22 protein-coding genes are annotated in these 23,193 nt (G+C 68.6%); 8 read left to right on the top strand and 14 right to left on the bottom strand.

Translation table 11 applies throughout. From position 1 onward, the window contains the following. Positions 1 to 232: 232 nt before the first annotated feature. Positions 233 to 1,249, bottom strand: coding sequence for a DNA-directed RNA polymerase subunit alpha (locus ACH4U7_RS08915; RefSeq protein ID WP_398527275.1), 1,017 nt, complete (start codon positions 1,247 to 1,249; stop codon positions 233 to 235). A 214-nt stretch (positions 1,250 to 1,463) separates the two neighbouring features. Between ACH4U7_RS08915 and ACH4U7_RS08910 the strand changes: the two genes are divergently transcribed. Continuing rightward, entirely contained in the window at positions 1,464 to 1,685 is a 222-nt protein-coding gene (locus ACH4U7_RS08910; RefSeq protein WP_398527274.1) for a hypothetical protein, read from the top strand. A gap of 484 nt (positions 1,686 to 2,169) precedes the next feature. Here ACH4U7_RS08910 and uidA read toward each other — a convergent pair whose 3' ends face one another. From uidA to ACH4U7_RS08890, 4 genes are all read right to left on the bottom strand, one after another. Then, positions 2,170 to 3,954 (bottom strand): beta-glucuronidase, encoded by a 1,785-nt coding sequence (uidA, locus tag ACH4U7_RS08905; RefSeq protein ID WP_398527273.1) that lies wholly within the window; start codon positions 3,952 to 3,954, stop codon positions 2,170 to 2,172. Positions 3,955 to 4,017: 63 nt separating this feature from the next. Next, positions 4,018 to 4,893 carry a carbohydrate ABC transporter permease gene (locus tag ACH4U7_RS08900; protein ID WP_398527272.1) on the bottom strand — a complete coding sequence of 292 codons (876 nt, stop codon included), beginning with the start codon at positions 4,891 to 4,893 and terminating at the stop codon, positions 4,018 to 4,020. 1 nt (position 4,894) lies between these two features. Beyond that, positions 4,895 to 5,857 (bottom strand): carbohydrate ABC transporter permease, encoded by a 963-nt coding sequence (locus ACH4U7_RS08895; protein ID WP_398527271.1) that lies wholly within the window; start codon positions 5,855 to 5,857, stop codon positions 4,895 to 4,897. Further along, entirely contained in the window at positions 5,854 to 7,107 is a 1,254-nt protein-coding gene (locus tag ACH4U7_RS08890) for a sugar ABC transporter substrate-binding protein (protein ID WP_398527270.1), read from the bottom strand. The genes ACH4U7_RS08895 and ACH4U7_RS08890 overlap by 4 nt, the downstream gene beginning before the upstream one ends. Before the next feature lie 223 nt (positions 7,108 to 7,330). On the opposite strand from ACH4U7_RS08890, the gene ACH4U7_RS08885 reads away from it, so the two are divergent. Then, positions 7,331 to 7,951: a TetR/AcrR family transcriptional regulator gene (locus ACH4U7_RS08885; RefSeq protein WP_398527269.1), complete on the top strand. Its 621-nt coding sequence runs from the start codon at positions 7,331 to 7,333 to the stop codon at positions 7,949 to 7,951. A 100-nt stretch (positions 7,952 to 8,051) separates the two neighbouring features. Here ACH4U7_RS08885 and ACH4U7_RS08880 read toward each other — a convergent pair whose 3' ends face one another. The 3 genes from ACH4U7_RS08880 to ACH4U7_RS08870 all read right to left on the bottom strand — a co-directional run bounded on the left by ACH4U7_RS08880 (position 8,052) and on the right by ACH4U7_RS08870 (position 11,865). Continuing rightward, positions 8,052 to 10,550 (bottom strand): beta-glucosidase H, encoded by a 2,499-nt coding sequence (locus tag ACH4U7_RS08880; RefSeq protein WP_398527268.1) that lies wholly within the window; start codon positions 10,548 to 10,550, stop codon positions 8,052 to 8,054. Positions 10,551 to 11,029: 479 nt separating this feature from the next. Further along, a complete protein-coding gene (locus ACH4U7_RS08875; RefSeq protein WP_398527267.1) occupies positions 11,030 to 11,236 on the bottom strand; it encodes a hypothetical protein in 207 nt (68 codons plus the stop codon). Positions 11,237 to 11,442: 206 nt separating this feature from the next. Then, positions 11,443 to 11,865, bottom strand: coding sequence for a secondary thiamine-phosphate synthase enzyme YjbQ (locus ACH4U7_RS08870; RefSeq protein WP_398527266.1), 423 nt, complete (start codon positions 11,863 to 11,865; stop codon positions 11,443 to 11,445). Between the two features lie 101 nt (positions 11,866 to 11,966). Here ACH4U7_RS08870 and ACH4U7_RS08865 point away from each other — a divergent pair, with 101 nt between their 5' ends. The 5 genes from ACH4U7_RS08865 to ACH4U7_RS08845 all read left to right on the top strand — a co-directional run bounded on the left by ACH4U7_RS08865 (position 11,967) and on the right by ACH4U7_RS08845 (position 15,656). Beyond that, a complete protein-coding gene (locus ACH4U7_RS08865; RefSeq protein WP_358647469.1) occupies positions 11,967 to 12,050 on the top strand; it encodes a putative leader peptide in 84 nt (27 codons plus the stop codon). A 131-nt stretch (positions 12,051 to 12,181) separates the two neighbouring features. Further along, entirely contained in the window at positions 12,182 to 12,991 is an 810-nt protein-coding gene (locus ACH4U7_RS08860) for an ABC transporter permease (protein ID WP_398527265.1), read from the top strand. Then, a complete protein-coding gene (locus ACH4U7_RS08855; protein WP_398527264.1) occupies positions 12,964 to 13,833 on the top strand; it encodes an ABC transporter ATP-binding protein in 870 nt (289 codons plus the stop codon). Before ACH4U7_RS08860 ends, ACH4U7_RS08855 begins: the two co-directional genes overlap by 28 nt. 80 nt (positions 13,834 to 13,913) lie before the next feature. Continuing rightward, positions 13,914 to 14,972 carry an ABC transporter substrate-binding protein gene (locus tag ACH4U7_RS08850; RefSeq protein WP_398527263.1) on the top strand — a complete coding sequence of 353 codons (1,059 nt, stop codon included), beginning with the start codon at positions 13,914 to 13,916 and terminating at the stop codon, positions 14,970 to 14,972. A 69-nt stretch (positions 14,973 to 15,041) separates the two neighbouring features. Next, positions 15,042 to 15,656, top strand: a complete 615-nt coding sequence (locus ACH4U7_RS08845) for a hypothetical protein (RefSeq protein WP_398527262.1) — start codon at positions 15,042 to 15,044, stop codon at positions 15,654 to 15,656. A 34-nt stretch (positions 15,657 to 15,690) separates the two neighbouring features. Here the strand turns inward: ACH4U7_RS08845 and ACH4U7_RS08840 are convergent, their stop codons facing one another. From ACH4U7_RS08840 to ACH4U7_RS08825, 4 genes are all read right to left on the bottom strand, one after another. Then, positions 15,691 to 16,356, bottom strand: a complete 666-nt coding sequence (locus tag ACH4U7_RS08840; protein WP_385625887.1) for a response regulator — start codon at positions 16,354 to 16,356, stop codon at positions 15,691 to 15,693. Then, complete coding sequence (locus ACH4U7_RS08835) at positions 16,353 to 17,486, bottom strand: sensor histidine kinase (protein ID WP_398527261.1); 1,134 nt, start codon at positions 17,484 to 17,486, stop codon at positions 16,353 to 16,355. The genes ACH4U7_RS08840 and ACH4U7_RS08835 overlap by 4 nt, the downstream gene beginning before the upstream one ends. A 77-nt stretch (positions 17,487 to 17,563) precedes the next feature. Then, positions 17,564 to 18,139 (bottom strand): hypothetical protein, encoded by a 576-nt coding sequence (locus ACH4U7_RS08830; RefSeq protein ID WP_398527260.1) that lies wholly within the window; start codon positions 18,137 to 18,139, stop codon positions 17,564 to 17,566. An 89-nt stretch (positions 18,140 to 18,228) separates the two neighbouring features. Then, entirely contained in the window at positions 18,229 to 19,155 is a 927-nt protein-coding gene (locus ACH4U7_RS08825) for a hypothetical protein (protein ID WP_398527259.1), read from the bottom strand. 145 nt (positions 19,156 to 19,300) lie between these two features. On the opposite strand from ACH4U7_RS08825, the gene ACH4U7_RS08820 reads away from it, so the two are divergent. Beyond that, positions 19,301 to 20,413: an NAD(P)-binding domain-containing protein gene (locus ACH4U7_RS08820; protein WP_398527509.1), complete on the top strand. Its 1,113-nt coding sequence runs from the start codon at positions 19,301 to 19,303 to the stop codon at positions 20,411 to 20,413. 7 nt (positions 20,414 to 20,420) lie between these two features. Here the strand turns inward: ACH4U7_RS08820 and ACH4U7_RS08815 are convergent, their stop codons facing one another. Beyond that, the gene (locus tag ACH4U7_RS08815) at positions 20,421 to 21,452 is read right to left on the bottom strand and encodes a LacI family DNA-binding transcriptional regulator (protein WP_398527508.1); all 1,032 of its coding nucleotides are present in this window, start codon (positions 21,450 to 21,452) and stop codon (positions 20,421 to 20,423) included. A 141-nt stretch (positions 21,453 to 21,593) separates the two neighbouring features. Further along, positions 21,594 to 23,099 (bottom strand): glycoside hydrolase family 28 protein, encoded by a 1,506-nt coding sequence (locus ACH4U7_RS08810; RefSeq protein WP_398527258.1) that lies wholly within the window; start codon positions 23,097 to 23,099, stop codon positions 21,594 to 21,596. Between the last annotated feature and the right edge of the window lie 94 nt (positions 23,100 to 23,193).

Below are 23,193 nucleotides of genomic sequence, written 5' to 3'. Positions count from 1 at the left end.
TTCCGCCACCCCGACAGTGCAGTACCAGGTCAGGGGCCTGCTTCAGTGAGTGGATCAGGCCCCTGAGTGGTTCCTGGAGATCGTTTGGGGCCGCCTTCGCCTTCCTGATCAGGCTCGGAGGGCTGGGGCATCTGTATCTCCGCCCGGTGGGCCTTCGGGGAGCCGGGTGCGGTCGGCCGGTGCTCATCGCCGGCTCCTCTGCCTTCGGCTCCCCCACGGCCTGGCGACGCGTTCAGTACTGCTCGGTCCCCATGAAACCCGTGCTCCCGTTGTCGTCCGCGTCGAAGGCAGCGGCGGTCGGGTCGAATCCGGGCGGGCTGTCCTTGAGTGCCAGGCCCAGGCCGGCCAGCTTCGCTTTGACCTCGTCGATCGACTTCGCACCGAAGTTACGGATGTCGAGGAGGTCCGCCTCGGAGCGCGCCAGGAGCTCGCCCACCGAGTGGACGCCCTCGCGCTTGAGGCAGTTGTAGGAGCGAACGGTGAGCTCGAGCTCCTCGATCGGCAGCGCCAGATCGGCGGCCAGGGCGGCGTCCGTCGGGGACGGGCCCATGTCGATGCCCTCGGCGTCCACGTTCAGCTCACGGGCGAGACCGAACAGCTCGACCAGGGTCTTACCGGCAGACGCCATGGCGTCACGCGGACGCATCGCCTGCTTGGTCTCGACGTCGACGATCAGCTTGTCGAAGTCGGTGCGCTGCTCGACACGCGTGGCCTCGACCTTGTAGGTGACCTTGAGCACCGGCGAGTAGATGGAGTCGACCGGGATCCGGCCGATCTCCTGGCCGACCTGCTTGTTCTGCACGGCGGAGACGTAACCGCGGCCGCGCTCGACCGTCAGCTCCATCTCCAGCTTGCCCTTGCCGTTCAGCGCGGCCAGGACCAGGTCGGGGTTGTGCACCTCGACACCGGCCGGCGGGGCGATGTCGGCGGCGGTGACGAGACCCGGGCCTTGCTTGCGCAGGTACATCACGACCGGCTCGTCGTGCTCGGAGGAGACGACCAGCTGCTTGATGTTGAGGATCAGATCGGTGACGTCCTCCTTGACGCCCGGCACGGTGGTGAACTCGTGCAGGACACCATCGATGCGGACGCTGGTGACAGCAGCGCCGGGGATCGACGACAGGAGGGTACGGCGGAGGGAGTTGCCGAGGGTGTAGCCGAAGCCCGGCTCCAGCGGCTCGATCACGAACCGGGAGCGGAACTCGTCGACGACCTCTTCGGTCAGGGACGGACGCTGTGCAATCAGCACGAGGTATTGCCTCCAGTGTTTGGCGCCCGCTATGTGACGCCGTAGACACCACGAAGGGTACGGGCGGATCGGTCGTCTATGAGGCCGAACCGCCCGACCCGTCCGTCTGCCGACCGGGCGGCAGGCTCAGCGCATGCTGGAGTGAGTCCAACGTTCAACTACTCCTGACCCTGAGAGCCACCATCGCAGTTCGTAGGCGCATACTGGGGCCACAATGACAGAGCCTGCTGCACCGAAGCGTCGTTTGCCCACCAGCCCTTTCAAGGCCCGGGTCACGCCCGCCACCAAGCACTTCGCCGTGGGCGACCAGGTCACACACGACGTGTACGGCCTCGGCCGGGTGATCGGCATCGAGGATGGAATCGCGGCGCTCGTGGATTTCGGCTCGGCGCAAATGCGGATCTTGAGCCCGTACGCCAAGATGACCAAGCTGTAGAACCGCTGTGCCCGGTCACGGCACCACCAGGTCCCCTCAGGGACCTGTAACGAAAGGGAGACCTCTCATCGATCTGACGTCGCTGTTCTCCGCCCTGGAAGGGCAACCCCGCTGTTCCACTACAGCATCGCCGCCTCCGACGACCAACCCCTTCCAAGCCCCGGACTTCGGGGAAAACGAAACCTTCCTGTTCGAAGAGGTACAGGAGCCCGCGGCTTAGCTCCCACGCTCGACAGCTGGCTGCGGGCCGTCTCCGGTGCTGCGGTGAGGAGCGTAGCCGTCTCGATTCCCGTTGCATTCAGCGACGGTCAACGGCGTTCAGCCGGGACCATGTGCAGGGCCCTTCCCGTGGGCAAGCCGCCCACGAACGCAGGCGAAGGCCCCTGCACACAGCCCGGCACCCACGAGCACACCGGAACCCGCGCACACCAGATCGGTGAACTGCAACTTCACGATGCACACGCCTCACGGCACGGCCTCGCGCTCAGTCAGCCTTTCGCCAGCGGGCGCGCAGGCTGAAGGCGGCGCTCTTCGGGCGGCGCTCACGCGTGAAGACGCCCTTCTTGTTGCCGTCGGCACGGAAGACGCCGGGCGCGGTGGCGAAGTCGGCGAAGTGCCAGACCTGTTCTCCCACCACTGCGTCGACCCGGTCGAATACCCGGTGATACACCTCGAGCAGTTCCGTCTGGTACTCCTCGGTCCACGGGCTCGGCACGGCGCTGTGCAGTCCGGCGTAGGTGTCGGCGCCGTACTCGGTGATGACGATGGGTTTGTCGTGCTGCTCCGCCCACTGCCGCAGTTCGGCCTCCAACTCGATCTCGGCCGCTGCCAGGTCATCGGGGCCGAAGTACCAGCCGTAGTAGCGGTTGAGGAGTACGACATCGAACAGGTCGGTGACCACGCACTGGTCCGGTGATCCCATCAGCGCGTTGACATAGGCGACGGGCCGGGTCGGGTCCAGGCGGCGGGTTTCGGCCGCCAGCGGGGCGAAGTAGTCGCGCGCTTCCGGTTGGACGTTGTCGGGCTCGTTTGCGATGGACCACAGGACGACGCTCGGGTGGTTCTTGTCGCGTGCCACGAGTTCCCGGATCGCCAGCAAGTGGTTGCTCTGGGCACTTTCGCCGATGGTGTCCGGGGAGAAGGTGGTCACCTTGCCGGTTTTGAAGACGCCTCCGCCGATATTGAGGTTGAGGCCGACCGCCGCTGTCTCGTCGATCACCACCACACCGTGGCGGTCGGCATAGTCGAGGACCTCTTCCGCGTAGGGGTAGTGCGAGGTCCGGAACGAGTTCGCGCCGGTCCACTCCAGCAGCGCGAAGTCATGCACCATCAACGCGTCATCGTGGCCTCTGCCGCGCACCGCGGCGTCCTCGTGTTTGCCGAATCCCTTGAAATAGAAGGGGTTTCCGTTGATCAGGAACTGCCTGCCTCGTGCCTCCACGGTGCGCACGCCGACGGACTGGCGGTAGTCGTCGATGACGTCGCCCGAGGTGTCCAACAGCGTGGCCGCGAGTTCGTAGAGGTAGCCGTCGCCGGGTGCCCAGGGGTGCACGTCGGGCACTCGTAGTGCGCCGACCGCACCGGTGGAGGCGGCCACCTCGGTGCCGGAGGCGTCGCGCAACGCCACACGGACCGAGTTCGCCTCCCCGGTGGTGTCCAGCCGGTAGTGGACCACACCGGTCGTGCCCTCGAAGCTCGTGGCCACGGTGATGTCACTGATGTGCGTACGGGGCGTGGTGTACAGCCAGACCGGCCGGTGCAGACCCGCGTAGTTGAAGAAGTCGTGGAAGTACCGCTGCGTCCGGCGGCCGTCGGCGCGTTCCTCGATACGGCCTGGCGGTATCGACTCCCACGTCAATTCGTTGTTGACCACGACGGTGACACGGTTCTCGGCTCCCGGCCGGAGGTGTGCGGTGACGTCGGCCTCGAACGGAGTGTAGCCGCCTTCGTGTGATACGACCTCGGTGTCGTTGACCCAGGCGGTGGCGCGGTGGGTGGCCGCGTCGAACCGCAGGACGATCCGTTCCTTCGCCCAGCGGGCCGGCACCCATATGCTCGTCTGGTACCACGCGTCGCCCACGTGGTCGCGGATTGTCGCATCGGGAAAGATGTCGTTATAGCTGGCCGGTACCGGCATGTCCACGGCCGATGCGAGGGGCGAGCGCCACCAGCCTTCGGTGCGGCCGGCTCCCTCCGGGTCGAGCCGGAGCCTCCACAAACCACCCAATGAGCGGCGTTCGCGTGTGGGACCGTCCTGCGGGCGAAGCATCGTCGTTCTCCTGATTCTTGGCGTGATGGTCACGCGGTGGTCGAGTCGTGGGGGGCGTGCCGGCTATTTGATGCCGGTGTTGGCGATTCCCTGGATGAAGTGTTTCTGGAGGGCCAGGAAGAGCAGGACGATCGGTGTGACGACGGTTACCGCGCCGGCGAGCAGCAGGCCGTAGTTGGTGCCGTTGGCACCCACGGAGAACAACGCGAGCGCGACGGGCAGCGTGTAGTGCTCCTCTGTCTGCGCGATCACGAGTGGCCACAGGAAGTTGTTCCACTGCGCGAGGAACGTCAGGATCGCCAGGGTCGCGAGAGAAGGCCGGCAGAGCGGGATGATCACCCTGAGAAACGTCCGGATCTCACCGGCACCGTCGAGGCGGGCTGCCTCGACAAGGGAGTCCGGGATGTCCTGGATGAACTGCCGCATGAGGAATACGCCGAGCGGTGTCACAAGGAAGGGGAGGATCAACCCGAGGTAGGAGTTGCTCAGGCCCATGTTGCTGACCAGAACGAAGAGCGGCACAAAGGTGGTGACGCCCGGGATGATCAGCATGGTAAGCACGAGGCCGAACAGAACACGTTTCCCGGCGAACTCGATTTTCGCGAACGCGTACCCTGCCATCGAGCAGAACAACAGATTCCCCGCGACGCAGGCCAGGGCGACCAGTACGCTGTTGAGGAAGTACAGTTCGAAGTTCTGCTTCGAAAGCAACTGGTCGAAGTTCACCAGCGTCGGAGCGTCGGGGAGCCAGGCGCTCGGATGGGCGACGATTTCGCCGGTCGGCTTGACCGACCCGAGAAACATCCAGGCGAACGGAGCCAGCGTCGCGACGAGGCCCAGGATCAAGGCGCCGTAGACCAGGATTCGGGAAGTCGGGATGCGTCGGCGTGCGCTGATGTCGCGGCCGGCCGAAACCGTCCATGCGGTCGTGGAGATCATGTCAGGCCTTCGCTCGGAAGATTCGGAATTGAACGAAGCTGAGCAGCGCGATCGCGGCCACCAGCACATAGGAGGCCGCGGAGGCCACACCGTAATTGCCGAAGCCGAATTGCTGGTACGCGTAATAGCTGATCGATGTCGTGCTGTCCAGCGGGCCGCCGCTCGTCATCACGAACGGTTCTTCGAAGAACTGAAGGTAGCTGACGCTCAGAAGTACTGCGACGATCAGGGTGGTCGGCCTGAGAAGCGGCAGGGTGATGCTACGGAAAGCGCGCCAGCGTGTGGCGCCGTCCATGCGCGCCGCCTCGTACAGTTCAGCAGGCACTGCCTGCAGTCCTGCCAGGAAAATCACCATGGGGATGCCGAAGTGGCGCCACACCGCCATCAGGATGAGGGCGGGCATCGACCAGTTCGGGTCGTTCAGCCAGTCGGGGCCGTGGATTCCTATGACGGCGAGGATGGAGTTGAGCATCCCGTCCGGCTTGTAGAGATACCTCCATACCACTGCGATGGCCACGACGCTCGTCACCACGGGGGCGAAGTACGCGACCCGGAAGAATCCCTTCGCGCGCTGAATCCCCGAGTTGAGCGCGACGGCGAGGGCGAGGGCGATCACCATCGTCAGCGGGATCCCCACGGCGACGAAATAGAGGGTGTTGCGGACCGCGCGGACGAAGGTGGGATCCGAGAACAGAGTGCTGTAGTTGTCCAGGCCCACGAAGTTGACGCTGAACGGTGTCCGTATGTCCCGGCTGGTGATGTCGGTAACACTCATCGACAGAGAAGAGAAGATGGGCCAGACGCCGAAGGTGGCGAACAGCGCGATGAACGGCGAGCAGAAACCCCAGGCGATCAGTGTGCGTCGAAGGCGTCCTGATGCGGCGCGGGGCGAAGCCGTTCGCCGGGTGCCGGCGGGGCCGGCGGGGCGCTCCGGCAAGGATTTCATCGAGGCGGTCGGAGTCATCGCTGGTTTCCGGTTCCGATCGTCGAGGCCTTGGCCTGGACTCTCTGCAGCGCTGCTTTCGGCGATGAGACGCCCTTGGCGACCTTTTCGATCTCGGAATCCAGTACCGCGGTGACTTGCTTCCACCTGATGGCAGTCGGACCCGGCTGAGCGGTCTTGAGCTGAGTCCGGAAAACGCCCAGGGCGGGGTCGGTTGCGAGCTTTCCCTCGTTCCAGGCCGACTGTACGGCAGGGAGATCGCCGGACAGCTCGTACCATGCCTTCTGGCTGTCGGGCCGAGCCATCCACCGGATGAACTTCCAGGCCCCTTCACGGTTCTTGGCGTCCTTGAACACCGTCCAGTTCCCGCCGCCGATGTAGCTGGCATTGGAATCGGGCCCTGCCGGGAGCGGCGCGATACCCACCTTGTCCTTGACGAAGGAATCGCCGCCGGCGGACTTCAGCAGACCTTGTTCCCACGGGCCGGAAATGAGCGCGGCAGTGGACCCGGAGACGAACTCCGGCTCGATCTCTCCGAGACTCACCGGGCCATTCCGGCTCACGGTCTTCGAGGTGAAGAACGACTGGTAGAACTCCAGTCCCTTGAGCGCCTCAGGGGTATCGAAGGTGAACTCTGTCTTGTCCTCGTTCATGAGCCGGGCTCCGGCCTGCCACATGAAAGGCAACACGCTCTGCCAGCTCTGCGCCGCGCCGGTGGGCAGCGAGAGGCCCCACTTGGCGCCCTTCTTTTGGAGGGCCTTGAGGAACGGGCGGTACTCGTTCCAGGTCTTCGGCGCGGACACTCCGGCAGCCCGTGCCAGGTCCTTGCGGTAGAAGAGGGCGCGGGTCTCCACGTACCAGGGGACACCGTACGTGGCCCCGTCGAAGGCACTGCTCCGGACGGCACCGCGGTAGAAGGCGGAGTCGTCGACGAGCTTCGGCGGGACTTGCTCCAGCCCGCCCGTGGTCGCGAACGTCGCGATATCGGAGGCACCCACCAAAGTGGCGTCAGGGGTGTCACCGGACGCGATCGCCGTTTCGACCTTCTTGCCGTAGTCCTGCCACGGAACAGCTGTGACCTTCACCTTCGCGTCAGGGTTCGCCTTCTCGAACCGGGCAGCCAGCTTGGGCAGGAGCTCACCCTCCGTGCCCATCGCCCACACGGTGATATCGCCGGTGGCGGGTGAGCTGTCGACCGGGGCACCCGCGGACCCCTGTCCCCGCTTGGCGTCGGTCCGGCCGCAGCCGGTCAGAAGCAGCGCGGCGGTCAATCCGACGACGAGTGTCTTCGCGGCCTGTGATCTGAACATCCTTGTCCATTCCTCTCCACCCGAGGGGCGCGTGAGCGGCTCATCCGCACGTCGTGGGGTAGGTGAGCGCGACGGTACAATGAAAAACGAACGAGTGCCATAGTTTCGGCAGGGGGAACCCGCGACGCTCCGGCCGCTGCCGGCGAGGCGTGGCGCGGCCGCGCGGCGCCATAGGGTTGATGCCATGACCGAAGAGATTCGCCCCGTCGCCCGGCGTGGCCCCTACGCCAAGAGCGCGCGGCGCCGAGCCGAGATCATCAGCTCCGCCACATCCGTCTTCTCAGCGTGCGGCTACCGAGGCGGGTCCCTGCGGGAGATCGCGAAACAACTCGATCTCAGCCTGACCACTGTCGTGCACCACTTCCCCAGCAAGAGCGAGCTCCTCGTGGCGGTCCTTGAGAACGCCGACGGCGCGAACGTCGACTCCTTCCAAGCGGACAGCCGGAGAGAGGGCGTGGCGTACGCCGTGCTGCGTTACGTTCGCCGCAACCTCGAACGGCGGGAGATACTGCGGCTGCTCGCCCTGATGGCCGCGGAATCCTCATCTCCGGACCATCCCGCGCACCAGTGGTTCCGTGACAGATACGAGAAGGTCATCGCCATGCTCGCCCTCTTCATCCAGCGGGACCAGGACAAGGGCCGCATCTCCAACAGCAGGGACCCCCAGGCGATCGCGGGGTCCCTTGTCGCCATGTGGGACGGGCTCCAGCTCCAGTGGCTCATAGACCCGCGACACGACCTCGTCGCCGAGATGACAGCCGCGATGGAGGATCTTCTGGGCACTCAAGTCCTTCGCAGCGCGTAGTCCGTTCCCGGAGCGGCCTGCCGGCTGGCACGGCCGGCAGGCCCGCGGCGTTTCCCGTTGCGATGTACCGGTTGCCGGGCGCGGGGTTGCGCCGGGCCGGTCAGGCGCGGACGTCGACCTCGACGATGAGCCGGCGGTCGGCGAGGCTGCGGCCGGCCTCGGCGGTGTAGATGCCGGGGATCAGCCGCCAGCCGTTCGTCTCCTCGTCCCAGATCTCCGCCGCGCGGCGGGGCAGGGTGATGACCGCCTCGGCGGTCTCACCGGGCGCGGCCTCGACGGAGGCGAAGCCCGCGAGGCGCCGGAGGGGCCGCTCCGCCGTGTCGTCGCCCGGCACGGCGAGATAGACCTGTACCACCTCGCGGCCGTCGCGCGCTCCGGTGTTGCGGACCCGGACGGCGACGGTGCCCAGGCCGTCGTCCCCCGCCTCCGGCGCGGTGTACTCGGCCGTCTCGTACTCCCAGTCTGTGTAGCCCAGACCGTGGCCGAAACAGTACGCGGGCTCGGGTCGGCCTTGCCTGCCCTGCCCCGCGAGGCGCCGCTCCCATGCCCGGTAGCCGATGAACACGCCCTCTTCGTAGGAGAGTTCGCCATCGGCTGGGACCACCCGTGTCACCGGGGCGTCCTCGAGCCGCGCCGGCCAGGTGGTCGGCAGCCGCCCGCCCGGCTCCTCGGCCCCCAACAAAACATCGGCCAGCGCGGTTCCGGCCTCCTGGCCCGGGAACCAGCCCAGCAGCACCGCGGCGACATCCTCGCGCCACGGCATCTCCACCGGGGATCCGGCGTTGACGATCACGACCGTGCGCGGGTTGGCCGCCGCCACCCGGGCGACGAGCTCGTCCTGACGGCCCGGCAGACGGAGATGCTTACGGTCGAAGCCCTCGCTCTCGACCCGCTCGGTGGTGGCGACCACGACCACCGCGGCTTCGGCCGCGGCGGCGGCCGCGGCCGCCTCTTCGATCAGCTCGTCCGGGTCCCTTTCCGGCTCGCCGTGCACCAGTGAGAAGCCGACGGACACGATGGAGGCGTCGAGGAACCCGTCCGGGACGACGTGCGTGAGGCTGACCTCGACCCGTTCACCGGCCTTCAGATCGATGTGGCCGCGCGGTACCGGGGCACCGAAGAACGCTTCGAAGGGGTCGTCATGGTCGGAGGCCTGGATGCCGTCGAAGAGGACCGCCCCGTCCACGACCAGCCTGAAGCCGCCGAGCCCCTTCGTGCCGAAGGAGTGCGAGCCGGACTCCCGGGGGGTGAAGGTGCCGGCCACCTCGACGCTGTGCAACTCCTGAGGGGCGACGCCCTCGGGCAGGTCGCCACCGAGCCACTGGACCTGGCCATTGGGCAGCGAGGTGGAGCCGAGTTCCCGGCCGTCCTCGGCCCGCGCGATCGCGCGCAGCTCGAATCCCTGGTCTGCGATGGCGAGTTCTTCGCTCGGGTCGGCGCCGAGGCAGTACGTCAGCCGGGCGCCCGCCGGAAGAGCGGCCCGCAGGCCGTCCAGCGGTGAGACGACGCGCTCGGGGAACACCTGCGCCGAGCCGCCGCCCAGCACCCGCGCGTCCCGCGCGGCCTTGCCGATGAGGGCCACGGAGCGAAGGGCGGCTGGGTACAGAGGCAGCGCGTCGTTTTCGTTGCGTACGAGCACGAAGGCCCGGCGCGCGATCTCGCGGGCGAGAGCGGCGCCGTCGATCTCGGCGGGGATGTCCTCGGGCGCGACGGCGGCGGGAGCGTCCTTCAGGATCCCGACGCGGGCGGCGAGGCGCAGCACATTGCGCACCGCGTCGTCGACGGCGGACTCCTCCACCTGCCCGGCGCGCACGGCGGCGGCCAGCGCCTGGCCGTAGACGGTCTTGGGGCCTGGCATCGCGATGTCCAGCCCGCCGAGGATGGCGCCGACGGTGTCACGGGCGGCCATCCAGTCGGACACGATGGAGCCGTCGAAGCCCCATTCACCGCGCAGCACCTGGTTCTGCAGATAGCTGTGCTCGGTCATGGTGCGGCCGTTGACCGAGTTGTAGGCGGCCATGATGCCCCAGGGGTGGACGTTCTCCACGATGGCCTCGAAGGGGGCGAGGTAGAGCTCGCGCAGGGCCCGAGCGCCGACCTTGTTGTCGGTGGTGAAGCGTTCGGTCTCGGCGTCGTTGGCCACGAAGTGCTTCACCGTCGTGCCCACCCCGCCGTCTTGGACACCGGCCACGTAGCCGCTACCGATTTCGCCGGTGAGATACGGGTCCTCGCTGTACGCCTCGAAGTGCCGTCCGCCCAGCGGTGAGCGGTGCAGGTTCACGGTGGGCGCCAGCAGCACGTGCACCCCCTTGCGCCGCGCCTCCTGGGCCAGGAGGTTGCCCGCGCGCCGAGCGAGCGTCGGGTCCCAGGTGGCCGCCAGGGCGGTGGGGCTGGGCAGGGCGATCGACGGGTCGTCGGCGGTCCAGCGCACCCCGCGTACCCCGATCGGTCCGTCCGACATCACCAATGACGCAAGCCCGATCTCGGGCAGCGCGGGCAGTGACCACATGTCCTGCCCAGCGAGCAGCCGTGTCTTCGTGTCCAGGTCGAGCGCGGCGAGTGCGTCCTCGACGGCCCGTGTGCGGTCGGTTTCGGCCATGGTGTCTGTGCTCCCTTGTCATGGGTGGCGGAAAGTGTGTGATCCACGGATCCTGAACCCACCTCCCTGGTAAGCGGTAGGTGTTGTAATCATTTCGTAATACCCCCTGAATGGGGGTGTTCCCCCGGGGGCCGCCCACCCAGGCTCGCTGTGAGACAGCTCGGAGGCTGGTTGGCGTTGTCCCGAACGGTGGACATTGATTTCACGTTTCAGGGGCCCGTGACGGTGTCGGTAGACGAGCTCAGGACATGGAGCCCGTCGGCTCCGACAGGAAGCGCCCGCCCCAGGTCCCCGAACTGCCGGGCCATTTGGCCGACGCGGGCGGGGGCGGCTCGGTGGGGCGCGGGAGCAGCGTGTGGGTAGGGCGCAGCCGGGGCCAGGTAACGTGGGATCGATCGCCACCTCGGTTCGCGTCGCTTCGCCTGGGGGTTCTCACTTTTTGTCCGGAACAGTCGTCGAGCGCAACGATGTGACGGAGGTCAGGCCAACGTTCGCGTTCGGTTCCTGAGCCTGACGGGGTTGAGGTGTGCCCCGGTGCGTGCCTCGTAGGGCGCGGCGTCACGCACGGAGACGGATACCTCCAGGCGGCCGAGCCCCGTGATCTCCATGGCCAGAGCGTCCCCGTCGACGACAGGGCCGACGCCGGCCGGTGCCGGCGCCGTGACGTCGCCGGGCTCGAGAGTCATCACCGAACCCCGGACTCATCATCACCGACGGTCTCTCCACCGCGGGAGTGCGCATTCCCGAGGTCTCCGCCGCCACCACCGAGCAGGCACTTCCCGCATCCGTCGTAGGGGCGTTCGATCATGTTCAGGTCCGTACCGCGCAAGACTTCTCCGTTTCGAGCACGCAAGGTACGGAGATTTGGCGGCCACACCCAGGACGATCTTGCTCAGCCCAGGAAGCTCAGTCGAACCTGACGGTTGACATTGTCTTTATTGGTGTCGACGAGGCATACGGACTGCCAGGTGCCGAGCGCCATCCGGCCGCCGATGACTGGAAGCGTGGCGTGCGGGGGCACAAGCGCGGGGAGCACATGGTCGCGGCCGTGGCCGGGGCTGCCGTGGCGGTGGCGCCAGCGGTCGTCGGCGGGCAGCAGCTCGTGCAGCGCGGCGAGCAGGTCGGTGTCGCTTCCCGCGCCCGTCTCCAGGATCGCGATACCGGCGGTGGCGTGGGGGACGAAGACATTGAGCAGCCCGTCCCGGCCCTGGCTCACCTCCCTCAGATACTCCTCGCAGTCGGCCGTGAGATCGGCGACCCGCTCGGTGGAGCCCGTGGTGATCCGAAGGATGTGGGTGCGGAAGGTCTGGGTCATGGCTCCATCCTCGTACGTCCGCCCGTAAAACCGCCGCAACAAAGGTCCGAGTGGCAAGACGCCATTGACCGGATCCGGACGCCCTCGCTACGTTCAAGGGCATGTCTACGTCAGCCTTGCTCACCACGCGCGGTCATATCGACCTGCTGCGGGTGGCCTCCGCCGCGTGTCCCGGCGGCTGCTGATCCTGTCACGACGTCGCGCGTAAGCACGCCTGCGCCGACGCTTCTTACCGCTCACCGCGCTTCTCCTCCCGCGCGTTCCCAGCACGTTCCCCCACCGTTCCCGCGTCGCCCACCCCGTTTGTGGAGCCTTCATGTCCCCGGTTCTCGAACCGGTCGTTCCGCTGTCCGCGCGCCGCCGCACCGTGCCCCGGTGGCTGCGCCGTACGACCGGTCCCCTCGTCCTGCTCATCGCCTGGCAGGTGTGCAGCGCCACCGGTGTGCTGTCCGCCGACACCCTCGCCTCCCCCGGCACCATCGCCCGTACCGCCTCCGACCTGATCGGGGACGGCACCCTGCCGCACGCCATGCTGGTGTCGGTGCAACGGGTGCTGGTCGGGCTGCTGATCGGCGCGGTGGCCGGGGTGTCGCTCGCCCTCGTCTCGGGGCTGTCCCGGCTGGGCGAGGACCTGGTCGACGCGACGGTGCAGATGCTGCGCACCATTCCCTGGGTCGGGATGATCCCCCTGTTCATCATCTGGCTGGGCATCGGCGAGGCGCCGAAGATCGCCCTCATCGCGCTCGGTGTGACCTTCCATCTGTACTTGAACGTCTACGCGGGCATCCGCGGGGTCGACGCCCAGCTGATCGAGGCCGGAACCTCGCTCGGGCTCGGCCGCTGGGGGCTGATCCGCCATGTGGTGCTGCCCGGGGCCCTGCCGGGGGCGATGACCGGGCTGCGGTACTCGCTCGCCACCGCCTGGCTGGCGCTGGTCTTCGGCGAGACGATCAACGCCGACGACGGAATCGGCTTTCTGCTCAACCGGGCCCGGGAGTTCTTCCAGACCGATGTGATCGTGGTCTGCCTGATCGTCTACGCCGCGCTCGGCCTGCTCGCCGATTTCATCGTCCGTACTCTTGAGAGGCTGCTGCTGCAATGGCGACCGAGCTTCACGGGCAAATAGGCCCGGTCGAAAAGGAAACGCCCGCCGAGATCCCCACCGATGGGCCTGCCGATGCCCCCGCCGGACCCGACGCGCCCGCCGCCGTACGGGTCCACGGGCTGACCCGGACCTTCGACGGCCGAACCGTGATCGACCAGCTGGAACTGACCGTACGCCCCGGCGAGTTCGTCGCCCTGCTGGGCCACAGCGGCTGCGGCAAGTCCACCCTGCTACGCATTCTCGCCGGGCTCGACCGGGAGATCGAGGGCGAGGTGCTGGTACCGCGCGCCAAGGCGGTCGCCTTCCAGTCGCCGCGGCTGATGCCGTGGAAGCGGGTCTGGCGCAATGTGCTGCTGGGGCTTCCCGGCCGCCCCGGGCGGGCGGTCGCCGAGCGGGCCCTGGCGGAGGTCGGCCTCGGCCACCGGTCGACCGCCTGGCCCAAGACGCTGTCCGGCGGCGAGGCCCAGCGCGCCTCGCTCGCCCGCGCGCTGGTGCGCGAGCCCGATCTGCTGCTGCTCGACGAGCCGTTCGGCGCGCTGGACGCGCTCACCCGCATCAAGGCGCAGCAGCTGGTCGCCGAGCTGTGGCAGCGGCGCGGCTGCGCGGTGCTGCTGGTGACGCACGACGTCGAGGAGGCGCTGCTGCTCGCCGACCGGGTGCTGGTCATGGACCATGGCGTGATCGCGTACGAGCGGGAGATCGGCCTGGACCGGCCGCGCGACATCTCCGATCCGCGCTTCGCGGAGCTGCGCGCCGAACTCCTCGACCGGCTGGGCGTGGTGGCTCCGACAGCGGCTCCCACCGCCGCTCCCACAACGGCCACCGCGGCATCGACCGCGGCATCGCCCCGTAAGGCCGCATGACGCCCCCCTCGTCTCCGACGCACCACATCGACGCACATCCCCGCGCCATCCGAACCACCCTCACGAACGGATCTGCCGATATGAGACGGCGTATCGCCCCGGCCCTGCTCCTCCCCTTCGCCCTCCTGCTGGCCGCCTGCACCGCCACGTCGTCCGCCGACGACTCGGGCGGTGCGGGCTCGAACACCGATGGCAAGGGCGATCTCACCTTGCGGGTCGGCGACCAGAAGGGCAACGACGAGGCGGTGCTGCGCGCCGCCGGCGAGCTGGACGACCTGCCGTACAAGATCCGGTGGTCGACCTTCACCTCCGGGCCGCCGATCCTGGAGGCGGTGAGCGCCAAGGCGGTGGACATCGGCGGGGTGGGCAACACCCCGCCGGTCTTCGCCGCCGCCGCCAACTCCAACATCAAGGTGGTGGCCGCCAAGCACGGCACCGCCGACGGCGAGACGATCCTGGTGAAGAAGGGCTCGCCGCTGAAGAAGGTCGCCGACCTCAAGGGCAAGTCGGTGGCCGTCGCACAGGGCAGTTCGGCGCACTACCAGCTCGTCGCCTCGCTCGCGAAGGCCGGGCTGTCGATCAAGGACGTCAAGGTCACCTTCCTCCAGCCCGCCGACGCGCTCGCGGCCTTCACCCGCGACAGGGTGGACGCCTGGGCCATCTGGGACCCGTACACCTCCCAGGCGGTTCGGTCGGCGGACGCCCGTATCCTCACCACCGGTCAGGGCGTGGTCAACGGCCTCAACTTCCAGGTCGCCAACCCCTCCTCGCTCGAGGACAAGAAGAAGGCCAAGGCGATCGGCGACTATCTCAAGCGGCTGCGCCGCGCCCAGGACTGGGTCTACAAGCACCCGGAGGCATGGGCCAAGATCTGGGCGAAGGAGACCGGGCTGCCGTACGAGGTGGCGCTGGACTCGGTGAAGCGGACCAACGGCACCCGGGTGTATGTGACCGTCGACAAGGACGCCATTGCCTCGGAACAGAAGATCGCGGACACCTTCGCCAAGCTGAAGCTGACCCCGCGCCGCTTCGACTTCGCCGATTACGTCGACACCCGATTCAACGCCGGTCTGCCGCCCTCCACGACGGCGCCGCGCAGTTACGGGGCGGCCACGGAAAAGACCGAGCCGACAAAATGAGAATTCTGAATTCACCCGCCAAAGAAAGGCCATAGCTTTATCCGGGAAGAATTCTGTTAACGTGCCGTCATGAAGTCGCAGCCCGTGGCGGAGGGGCACGCCGACCCCGCTCGGCGTGCCCGTCGCCGTGTCCGTACCGCCGGCTCCGAGGGGCCCGTATTCGTCGATTCCTCGGGTCGCAGGGCCCGCGTGTTCCGGCGGGTCGGCGTGGTCGCGGGAATCGCCTCCGTCGGATACGCCACGGTGCTCGCGGTGGCCATCATGGGCGGCACTCCCTTCGCCCCCGAAACGCTGATCCCGGGGAGTTCGGCGACTTCCAAGGAAAGCGAGCAGTCCAATAAGGGCCGTTCCCACAAGGGGAATTCGGGATCGGCCACCCCGTCCCCCGGCCCTTCGGCCGCCACGAACGGCGGCGCCGTCACCGGGCCCACCGCCCGGCAGTCGCCCTCCGCCAAGAAGCCCACGTCCACCGCGAGCAGGCGGGGCTCCTCCTCGGCCAAAGCCACCACGACGACATCCCGCCACACCTCCGGGCCGTCCGGCACCTCCTCGGCGTCGGCCTCGCCTTCGGCATCGTCCGGGGAGCCGCCGAAGGCGACCCCCTCCGCATCCGCCTCGCCCAGCCCCGCCACCACGGACACCCCCGAGGACGGCGCGACGAGCGAGCCGGGGGCCGTCGGCTGACGTTCCGGCCCGGGTACGCGCCTGCCGCCACGGCTCAGTCGGTGAACCGGCCTGGGATCACAATCCCGGTCTCGTAGGCGGCGATCACGGCTTGGACGCGGTCGCGGAGTCCGAGCTTGGTGAGGATGTTGCTGACATGCGTTTTCACGGTGTGCTCGCTCACCACCAGCGCCGCCGCGATCTCCGCGTTGGACAGGCCGCAACCGAGCAGCCGCAGTGTCTCTCGCTCGCGGGCAGTGAGCACGTCCAGTCGTTCGGTCCGCGGTGGTGGCACCACCGCGCCGGAGGTGAAGGCGGCGATCAGGGTGCGGGTGACGGAGGGGGCGAGCAGCGAGTCGCCGGCCGCGACCATTCGGACGGCGTGTACGAGGTCGTCCCGCCGCACATCCTTGAGCAGGAAGCCGCTCGCGCCCGCGCGCAGGGCGTCGAAGAGGTAGCCGTCCTGCCCGAAAGTGGTCAGCATGATCACCCGGCAGGCCGTCTCGGCGCAGATGATCCGGGCTGCCTCGATACCGTCCATCCCCGGCATCCGGATGTCGAGCAGGACGACATCGGGGCGGTGCGCGCGGGCGGCGCCGACCGCCTCGAACCCGTCGCCGCTCTCCGCGACCACCTCGATGCCGGGCTGCGCGGCCAGGATCATGGCGAAGCCGGCGCGGACCAACTCCTGATCGTCGGCCACCACGACACGGATCGTCATGACGCCACTCCGATTTCCGGGGCGGCCACGGGCAGCCGCGCTCTCACTTCGAATCCCGGGAGTCGGTCCGCCCGAGGGCCCGCCGTCGCGGTCCCGCCGCAGGCGGCGGCCCGCTCGCGGATGCCGATCAGGCCGTTCCCGCCGGACGGCAGGTTCGTTCCCGCGCCACGGCCGTTGTCGCCGACGAGGATCTCCAGGTCGTTGTCACGCCAGCAAAGCCGTACCTCGGCGCGGTCCGCTCTGGCGTGCTTGACGACGTTGGTCAGGGCCTCCTGCACGATCCGGTAGGCCGCGACACCGCAGTCGGCGGGCAGTGGACGTGGCTCGCCTTCGGTGGTGCAGCGCACCTCCACGCCGGCTCGGGCGACCTTCCGGGTGAGCTCGGGCAGGTCGTGAACCGTCGGCTGCGGAGCTCGTGTGCCCTCCTCGTCCCTGAGCACGGCGAGCATCCGGCGCAACTGGTCCAAGGCCTCGCGACCGGTGCCGGCGATCGCGCCGAACGCGGCCGCGGCGCGGGCGGGGGCCGTCTCCAGCACGACCGGGCCCGCCTCGGCCTGGACGACCATGAGGCTGATCGAGTGAGCCAGCACATCATGCATGTCCCGGGCGATGCGTGCGCGTTCGCGCTCGGCGGCGCGTTCCTCGGCTGCCCGGCGTTCGCTTTCGAGGCGGACAGCGCGTTCCGCGAGAACGGCTGCCTGGGCACGGGACCCGGCCGAGGCCCGGCCGAGCGCATAGGCGGCGACGTACAGCACGACGCCGCGGGTCGCGGTGTCCAGCGAGCCGACTGTGGCGAGGCCGCCCGCACACATTCCCAGGAACACGGGTATCCGGACCCGGGACGGGCAGACGGACGCCACCCCGTACAACGCGATGAGGACTGCGTACCACAGCGGCTGTGGAGCGACCGGGTCGGTCAAGTCGTAGAGGACGGAGAAGGCGGCGCAGACCAGCAGGACCGCTACCGGAGCGCGCCGCCGCGCCGCCAGCGGGAGTGACGCCCCGGCCGCCGCGACATAGCCCCACCAGTGCCAGGGGCGCCCACTGTCGCTGTGCCGGAACAGCAGGGGGGAGAGCTGGGCGGCGGCGACGACGATGGCGAGCCCTGCGTCCGACCATGACGAATCCATCAGACGGCGAAGCGGTGGAAAGACAGGCAGCGCGGACACGAGGGTGGATTCTCCCACGGGAGGCGTTCGGCGGGACCTCAGGCGTGCACCGTTTCGCCGCGGGCGACGCGGCGGGCGAGCGGCACCAGTCCGGCGCACAGCAACACGCCCGCGACCGGCAGCAGATCGGGCCCCGCCGGCAATACCAGCGCTCCAGTCACGACGGACGCCGCCCACCATGCCGGAACGGCCCGGGCCACCGCGAGCTGACAGAACACGACGGCCAGGCCGAGAAAGAACAGCACTGGTCCGACCGTGTAGACGACCATGTCCATCCCGGGGACCTTGATGACGTCGGAGAACATCGCCCGCATGTCGTCGTGGTCGCTGGCCAATGCCCCGATGACGATGTCGACGGCGATCTGGACCACGGTGCAGGCGGTGCCGGCGAGGGCCGCGGCGACCGTCCACGTAGCGAACCTGCCACCGCCTGCCAGCCGTCGCAGGTCCAGGAACACCGGGACGAACAGCAGCAACGCGGCGAGGAAGGCCAGGTGACCGGTCATCCAGGCGAGACCGGGGCCGCGCTCGCCATCCAGACCGTCCAGGATGCGGATGACCGCGTAGACGATGACCAGGAGCGGTGCGGCGATGAAAGCGAGGGGTTTTCTCATGCCGACGATCATCATTGCGACGGGTGTTGCCGCACATCGCCGACGTGACCCATCTCCGTTCTCCCCCGGACGACGGAGCTGGGCGCCGGTCAGCCGAGAACCTTGCGTATGTTGCCCCTCAGCACGTCCAGATCACGGCGCACCATGTCGTACTCGTGCTTGTTCCGCTGGATGTCGGAGCGCTGACGCTTGGCAAGGGCGGCCCACCACACGCCGAGGGTGTTCTGCTCCCGCTTGCACTCGACGTCGGCGACGGCCGTGGCCACCTCCCGCCGGGTGTGGGGGGTGTTGCCGTCCTTGCCTCGCCGCCACCCCTTGTCGCCGTACGCGGCCATCGGATCCGCGAACCGCTTGCCGCCCTTGTCCACGACACATTTCGACCAGGTGGCGAAGGCCCGGCGCACCTGCCGGTCCTTCTTCACCGCCTTCTGCAGATCGGCATCGTGCGTGGCGGGAAGGGTCCACATGCGCCTGGAGTCCGCGACGCCCTTGAGCAGTTGATTGTTCGCCCGCCCCGAGCACCCCCGCTCGGAGGGCTTGCTCCCTTTCGGGGTGGCTCCGGTGCTGGACATGCCGTACAGGGCCGCGAACTCCGCTTGGGTCATCGCCCGTCCGGTCGGCTCCAAGGACTTACGGAGCCTCGGCTCCCAGCCGTAGCCCCACCGCTTGGCCTGATCGAGGTCGAATGCGCCCAGCGATGTCGGCAGGGCGGTGACGACGAGCGTCGTCGCCGGAGTGGAAGGGGCCAGAGGCTTGGGGTCGGCGGGGAAGTCGGTGAACCCGAGGCGGATCATGCACCGCTGGGCCAGAAAGCGCTGCGCCTTGCCGAACCGCCTGCTTTCCTCGGTGTCGAACCGGTAGCGGTCGAGGGGGAGGTCCGGCAGGTCCTTCTCCTCCTTGACCTCCGGCACCCCCTTCGCACCGGGCGACGCGGGCGCCTCCGCGCCGGAGCCGCAGCCCGCCACCGCCACCGCGGTCAGAAGAGCGGCGGCCCACCGCCGTGTATGACTCGACACCCGCGCAACCATCGAACACCCTCCCCGTATGCCCCACCCAAGAGGTCGGACCCTACCGTCCCCGCCACGTCGGCGACGAAAGCGGCTCGTCGGGAAGATCCGGCCGCATGCCGTAGTTAGTGGAAGCGTGAACGACATAGCTGCGGTGCGTACGGTGCGGGAGGTGGACGTCGTGGTGATCGGGGCCGGGCAGGCCGGGCTGTCCAGCGCCTATCACCTGCGTCGGGCCGGGTACGAGCCGGGGACCGGCTTTGTGGCCCTCGACCACTCCCCCGGCCCCGGTGGCGCATGGCAGTTCCGCTGGCCGTCGCTGACGTACGGCAAGGTGCACGGGATGTACGACCTGCCGGGCATGCGGCTGACCGGCGCGGACGACGGCCGGCCGTCGTCCGAGGTCATCACGGAGTACTTCACGCGCTATGAGTCCGCCTTCGATCTGCGGATCGTCCGCCCGGTCGATGTCACGGCGGTGCGCGAGGGGGACGGCGGGCGGCTGCGGGTGGAGAGCTCGGCGGGGGTGTGGTCCACGCGCGCGCTGATCAACGCGACCGGAACCTGGGACCGCCCCTTCTGGCCTCGCTACCCCGGGCAGGCCACGTTCCGAGGGCGGCAGTTGCACACCGCCCAGTACCCGGGGCCTGAGGCTTTCGCGGGGCAGCGGGTGATCGTCGTCGGGGGCGGGGCCTCCGGCGTACAGCATCTGCTGGAGATCGCCGAGGTGGCTGCGGAGACCACCTGGGTGACGCGGCGGCCGCCCGTCTTCCGCTCCGGACCTTTCGGCGAGGAGCAGGGGCGGGCGGCCGTGGCGATGGTGGAGGAGCGGGTGCGGCAGGGGCTGCCGCCGCTCAGTGTGGTGTCCGTGACCGGGCTGCCGATGACCGAGGCGATGCAGCGGGCCCGAGCGAAGGGGGTGCTCGACCGGCAGCCAATGTTCGAGCGGATCACCCCGGACGGGGTGGCCTGGGCGGACGGGCGGTCCGTGGCCGCCGACGTCATCCTGTGGGCCACCGGCTTTCGTGCGGCCATCGACCACCTCGCCCCACTGAAGCTGCGCGAGCCGGGTGGCGGGATCGCCGTCGAGGGGACGCGGTCGCTCCGCGACCCCCGCGTCCATCTGGTCGGCTACGGCCCGTCGGCCAGCACGGTGGGCGCCAACCGGGCCGGGCGGGCCGCCGTACACGAGATCCGGGAACTGCTCGCGGGCCCCGAGCGCGCCATCGCGTCGGCCGTGTCGGTCGCGTCGGCCGCCCCGTTCTAGGCAGACGCTACGCCCCGCGCCCGGGGCGGCCGGCGACCGCGAAGGTCGAGTCGCGGACCACGAGCTCGGGCTGGAGCACGATGCGCCGGTGCCGGTGTGCGTCGGCGTCCTCGCCGGTCTCCTCGATCAGCAGCTCCGCCGCCGTACGCCCCATCCGGAACGCCGGCTGCCGTACGGACGTCAGCGGCACCGCGGCCGCCGCCGCGAACTCGATGTCGTCGTAGCCCACCAGCGCCACCTCCCCCGGCACCGACACCCCGGCCGCGAAGAGCGCCTGCAGCACCCCGAGCGCCAGCAGGTCGTTGGCGCAGAAGACTGCGGTCGGCCGCGGCGACATGCCCAGCAGCCGCGCCCCCGCGTCCCGCCCCGCCCCCACATCCAGCCGCTCGGCCTCGATATGGACCAGGTCGCCGGGCGACATGTTCTCCTCGGCGAGCGCGCTGAGCAGGCCCTTGCGCCGGTCCTGGCACTGCGGCAGATGCATCGGGCCGCTGACGTAGACCAGCGCGCGGTGTCCCTGGGCGAGCAGATGGCGGCCGGCGAGGGCGCCGCCCTCGACGTCGTCCACGGACACCGAGCAGCCCTCGTCCTCCGGCATCTCACGGTCCACGAAGACGTACGGGATGTCGTGGCGCCGGAAGCCCAGCAGATTGCGCCCGGTCGCGTCGGCCGGGGTCACCAGCACACCGCGCACCCGGTGCTCGGCGAACAGCGAGAGGTAGTCGGCCTCCTCATCGGAGCTCTGCGCGCTGTTGCACACCATCACCCCGAGCCCCGCCTCACGCGCCGCCCGCTCCGCGCCACTGGCCACATCCACAAAGAACGGATTCGCCATGTCCAGCACCAGCAACGAAATGATCCGGCTACGACCCGCCCGCAACTGCCGCGCCGACTCGCTGCGCACATACCCCAGCCGCTCGATCGCGGCGTGCACCCGGTCGCGGGTGGCCTCGGCGACCATCTCCGGACGGTTGATCACGTTGGAGACCGTGCCGACGGACACGCCGGCCTGCCGCGCGACGTCCTTGATCCCTACCATGCGTCCCACGACCTTCGACCGCCCGCCTTCCCGCGGCCGGTGGCGGCCGCGGGACCCATGCTAGGCCGTCCGGGGCGGCTTCCTCCCGCACTCTGCTGCGGGTCTCCCGTACGGGCGGTCTCTCCTGCGGGCGACCTCCGCCTATGAGCAGGTCTCCGTGGAGCCGCTTGTGCTGATCCGCAACGCACCGCCCGAGGTGTTGGCGCTGTCGCTCACGCAGTAGCCGTTGACGCTCTGGAACATGACGTCGGCGGGGCTGTCGTCGCCGCGCTCCGCCGTGAAGTGGTTGAACTTCAGGCCACTGGCGGCGTTGGCGATGACCGCCGGGCGGCCGTCGTCGCCGGCGAACCGCACCGAGCTGTCGGTGAAGGTGATGCGGTCCGCGTTGTGCAGGTACCAGCCGAAGGCCGGGCGGGTGCCGATGCTCTTCGGGTTGTAGTCCTTGGCGTCATTGCTGGGCACGCCGGTGGACATGGTGCCGTTGCCACCGGGGACGGTCAGGTTGACGTTGTTGAAGGTGATGTCGCTGATGCGGTTCGAACCCGACTCTCCCCACAGGGTGGGGCTGAAGGAGGGGCTGTTGCCGGTCCCGGTGATGTCGTCGAAGGTGACGTTGCTGATGTGTCCGACACCCGGGTTGTTGCCGCAGCGCTTTCTGGTCCCGATCTTCATCATGATGGGCGAGTGGACCCCGGTCATCGTGATGTCGCGGTAGTGGACGTCCGAGATGTTGGACCCGTCCATGGACACCATGCCGAGACCGGACTTGTCCGCGCCGTTGATGGTGATGCCCTGGAAGTCGTAGTCGGTGAAGTCGCCGCAGGTCTCGGAGCCGAACATCAGGGCGTTGCAGCACTTCGCGGACAACTTGCTGTCCCGCACCTTCACATGGCCGCCTGCGAGCTTGGCGCCGAGGGCGTAGTCGCTCTTGAAGACGAGCGCGTCGTCGTTGGCGGCGATATTGGCGCCTGTGACGGTGACATTGGTGGTGCTGATGATGTTCCAGCCGTCGCGGTCGCTCGCGGTGTCGATGGTGAGGTGGTCGGAGGTCACGTTGTCACAGCCGTTGATGAGGGCCGCGAAGTGGCCGCCGCGCCGCAAGGTGATCCCGCTGAGGGTCAGGTCTTTGCAGCGGGTCAGCGAGATGATCTTGTCGGCCTCGCCGGAGTCGGGGTTGCCGGTGATGAGGTTTCCGGCGCCGTCGATGGTGCCGGAGCCGGTGAAGCCGATGTTGGTGAGCTTGTCGCCGTAGAACATCGCGTTGTGGAAGTGGCTGTGCCCGTAGTCCTGGTAGTCGTCGTTCGGGTTGGACTCGGGCTTGTCGTAGGTGTCCGCGCTGGAGCCCTGGATAGTGGCGCCGGAGTCCAGCTGGAGGGTCACATTGCTCTTGAGATGCACCGTGTTCTTGGACTTGTACTGCCCGGACGGAAACTCCACGGTCCCGCCACCGGCGGCGTTGGCCGCGTTGATGGCCTTCTCGATCGCGCCGGTGTCGTTCGTCGACCCGTCGGCCTTCGCCCCGTAGTCCATGACGTCGAAGGTGGCGGCGGCGCGGCCGGCGGCGGCCGGGGCGGCCAGCGTGGGCGCCTGGGCCACTCCGAAGACGATGGCGAGCGCGGACACCGCTAATGCGGCGATTCTCTTCACCCTTCTCTCTCCTTCGTGTATCGGCCTTGGTAGATCCGATGTATCCGAAGGTTGAGCCCGTGATCTGTGCTACCCAATCGGCTACTGATGGCGG

It is taken from the genome of Streptomyces sp. NPDC020845 (assembly GCF_044334165.1).
GTDB lineage: Bacteria > Actinomycetota > Actinomycetes > Streptomycetales > Streptomycetaceae > Streptomyces.
This window is presented reverse-complemented; position numbering and strand designations above follow the sequence as displayed.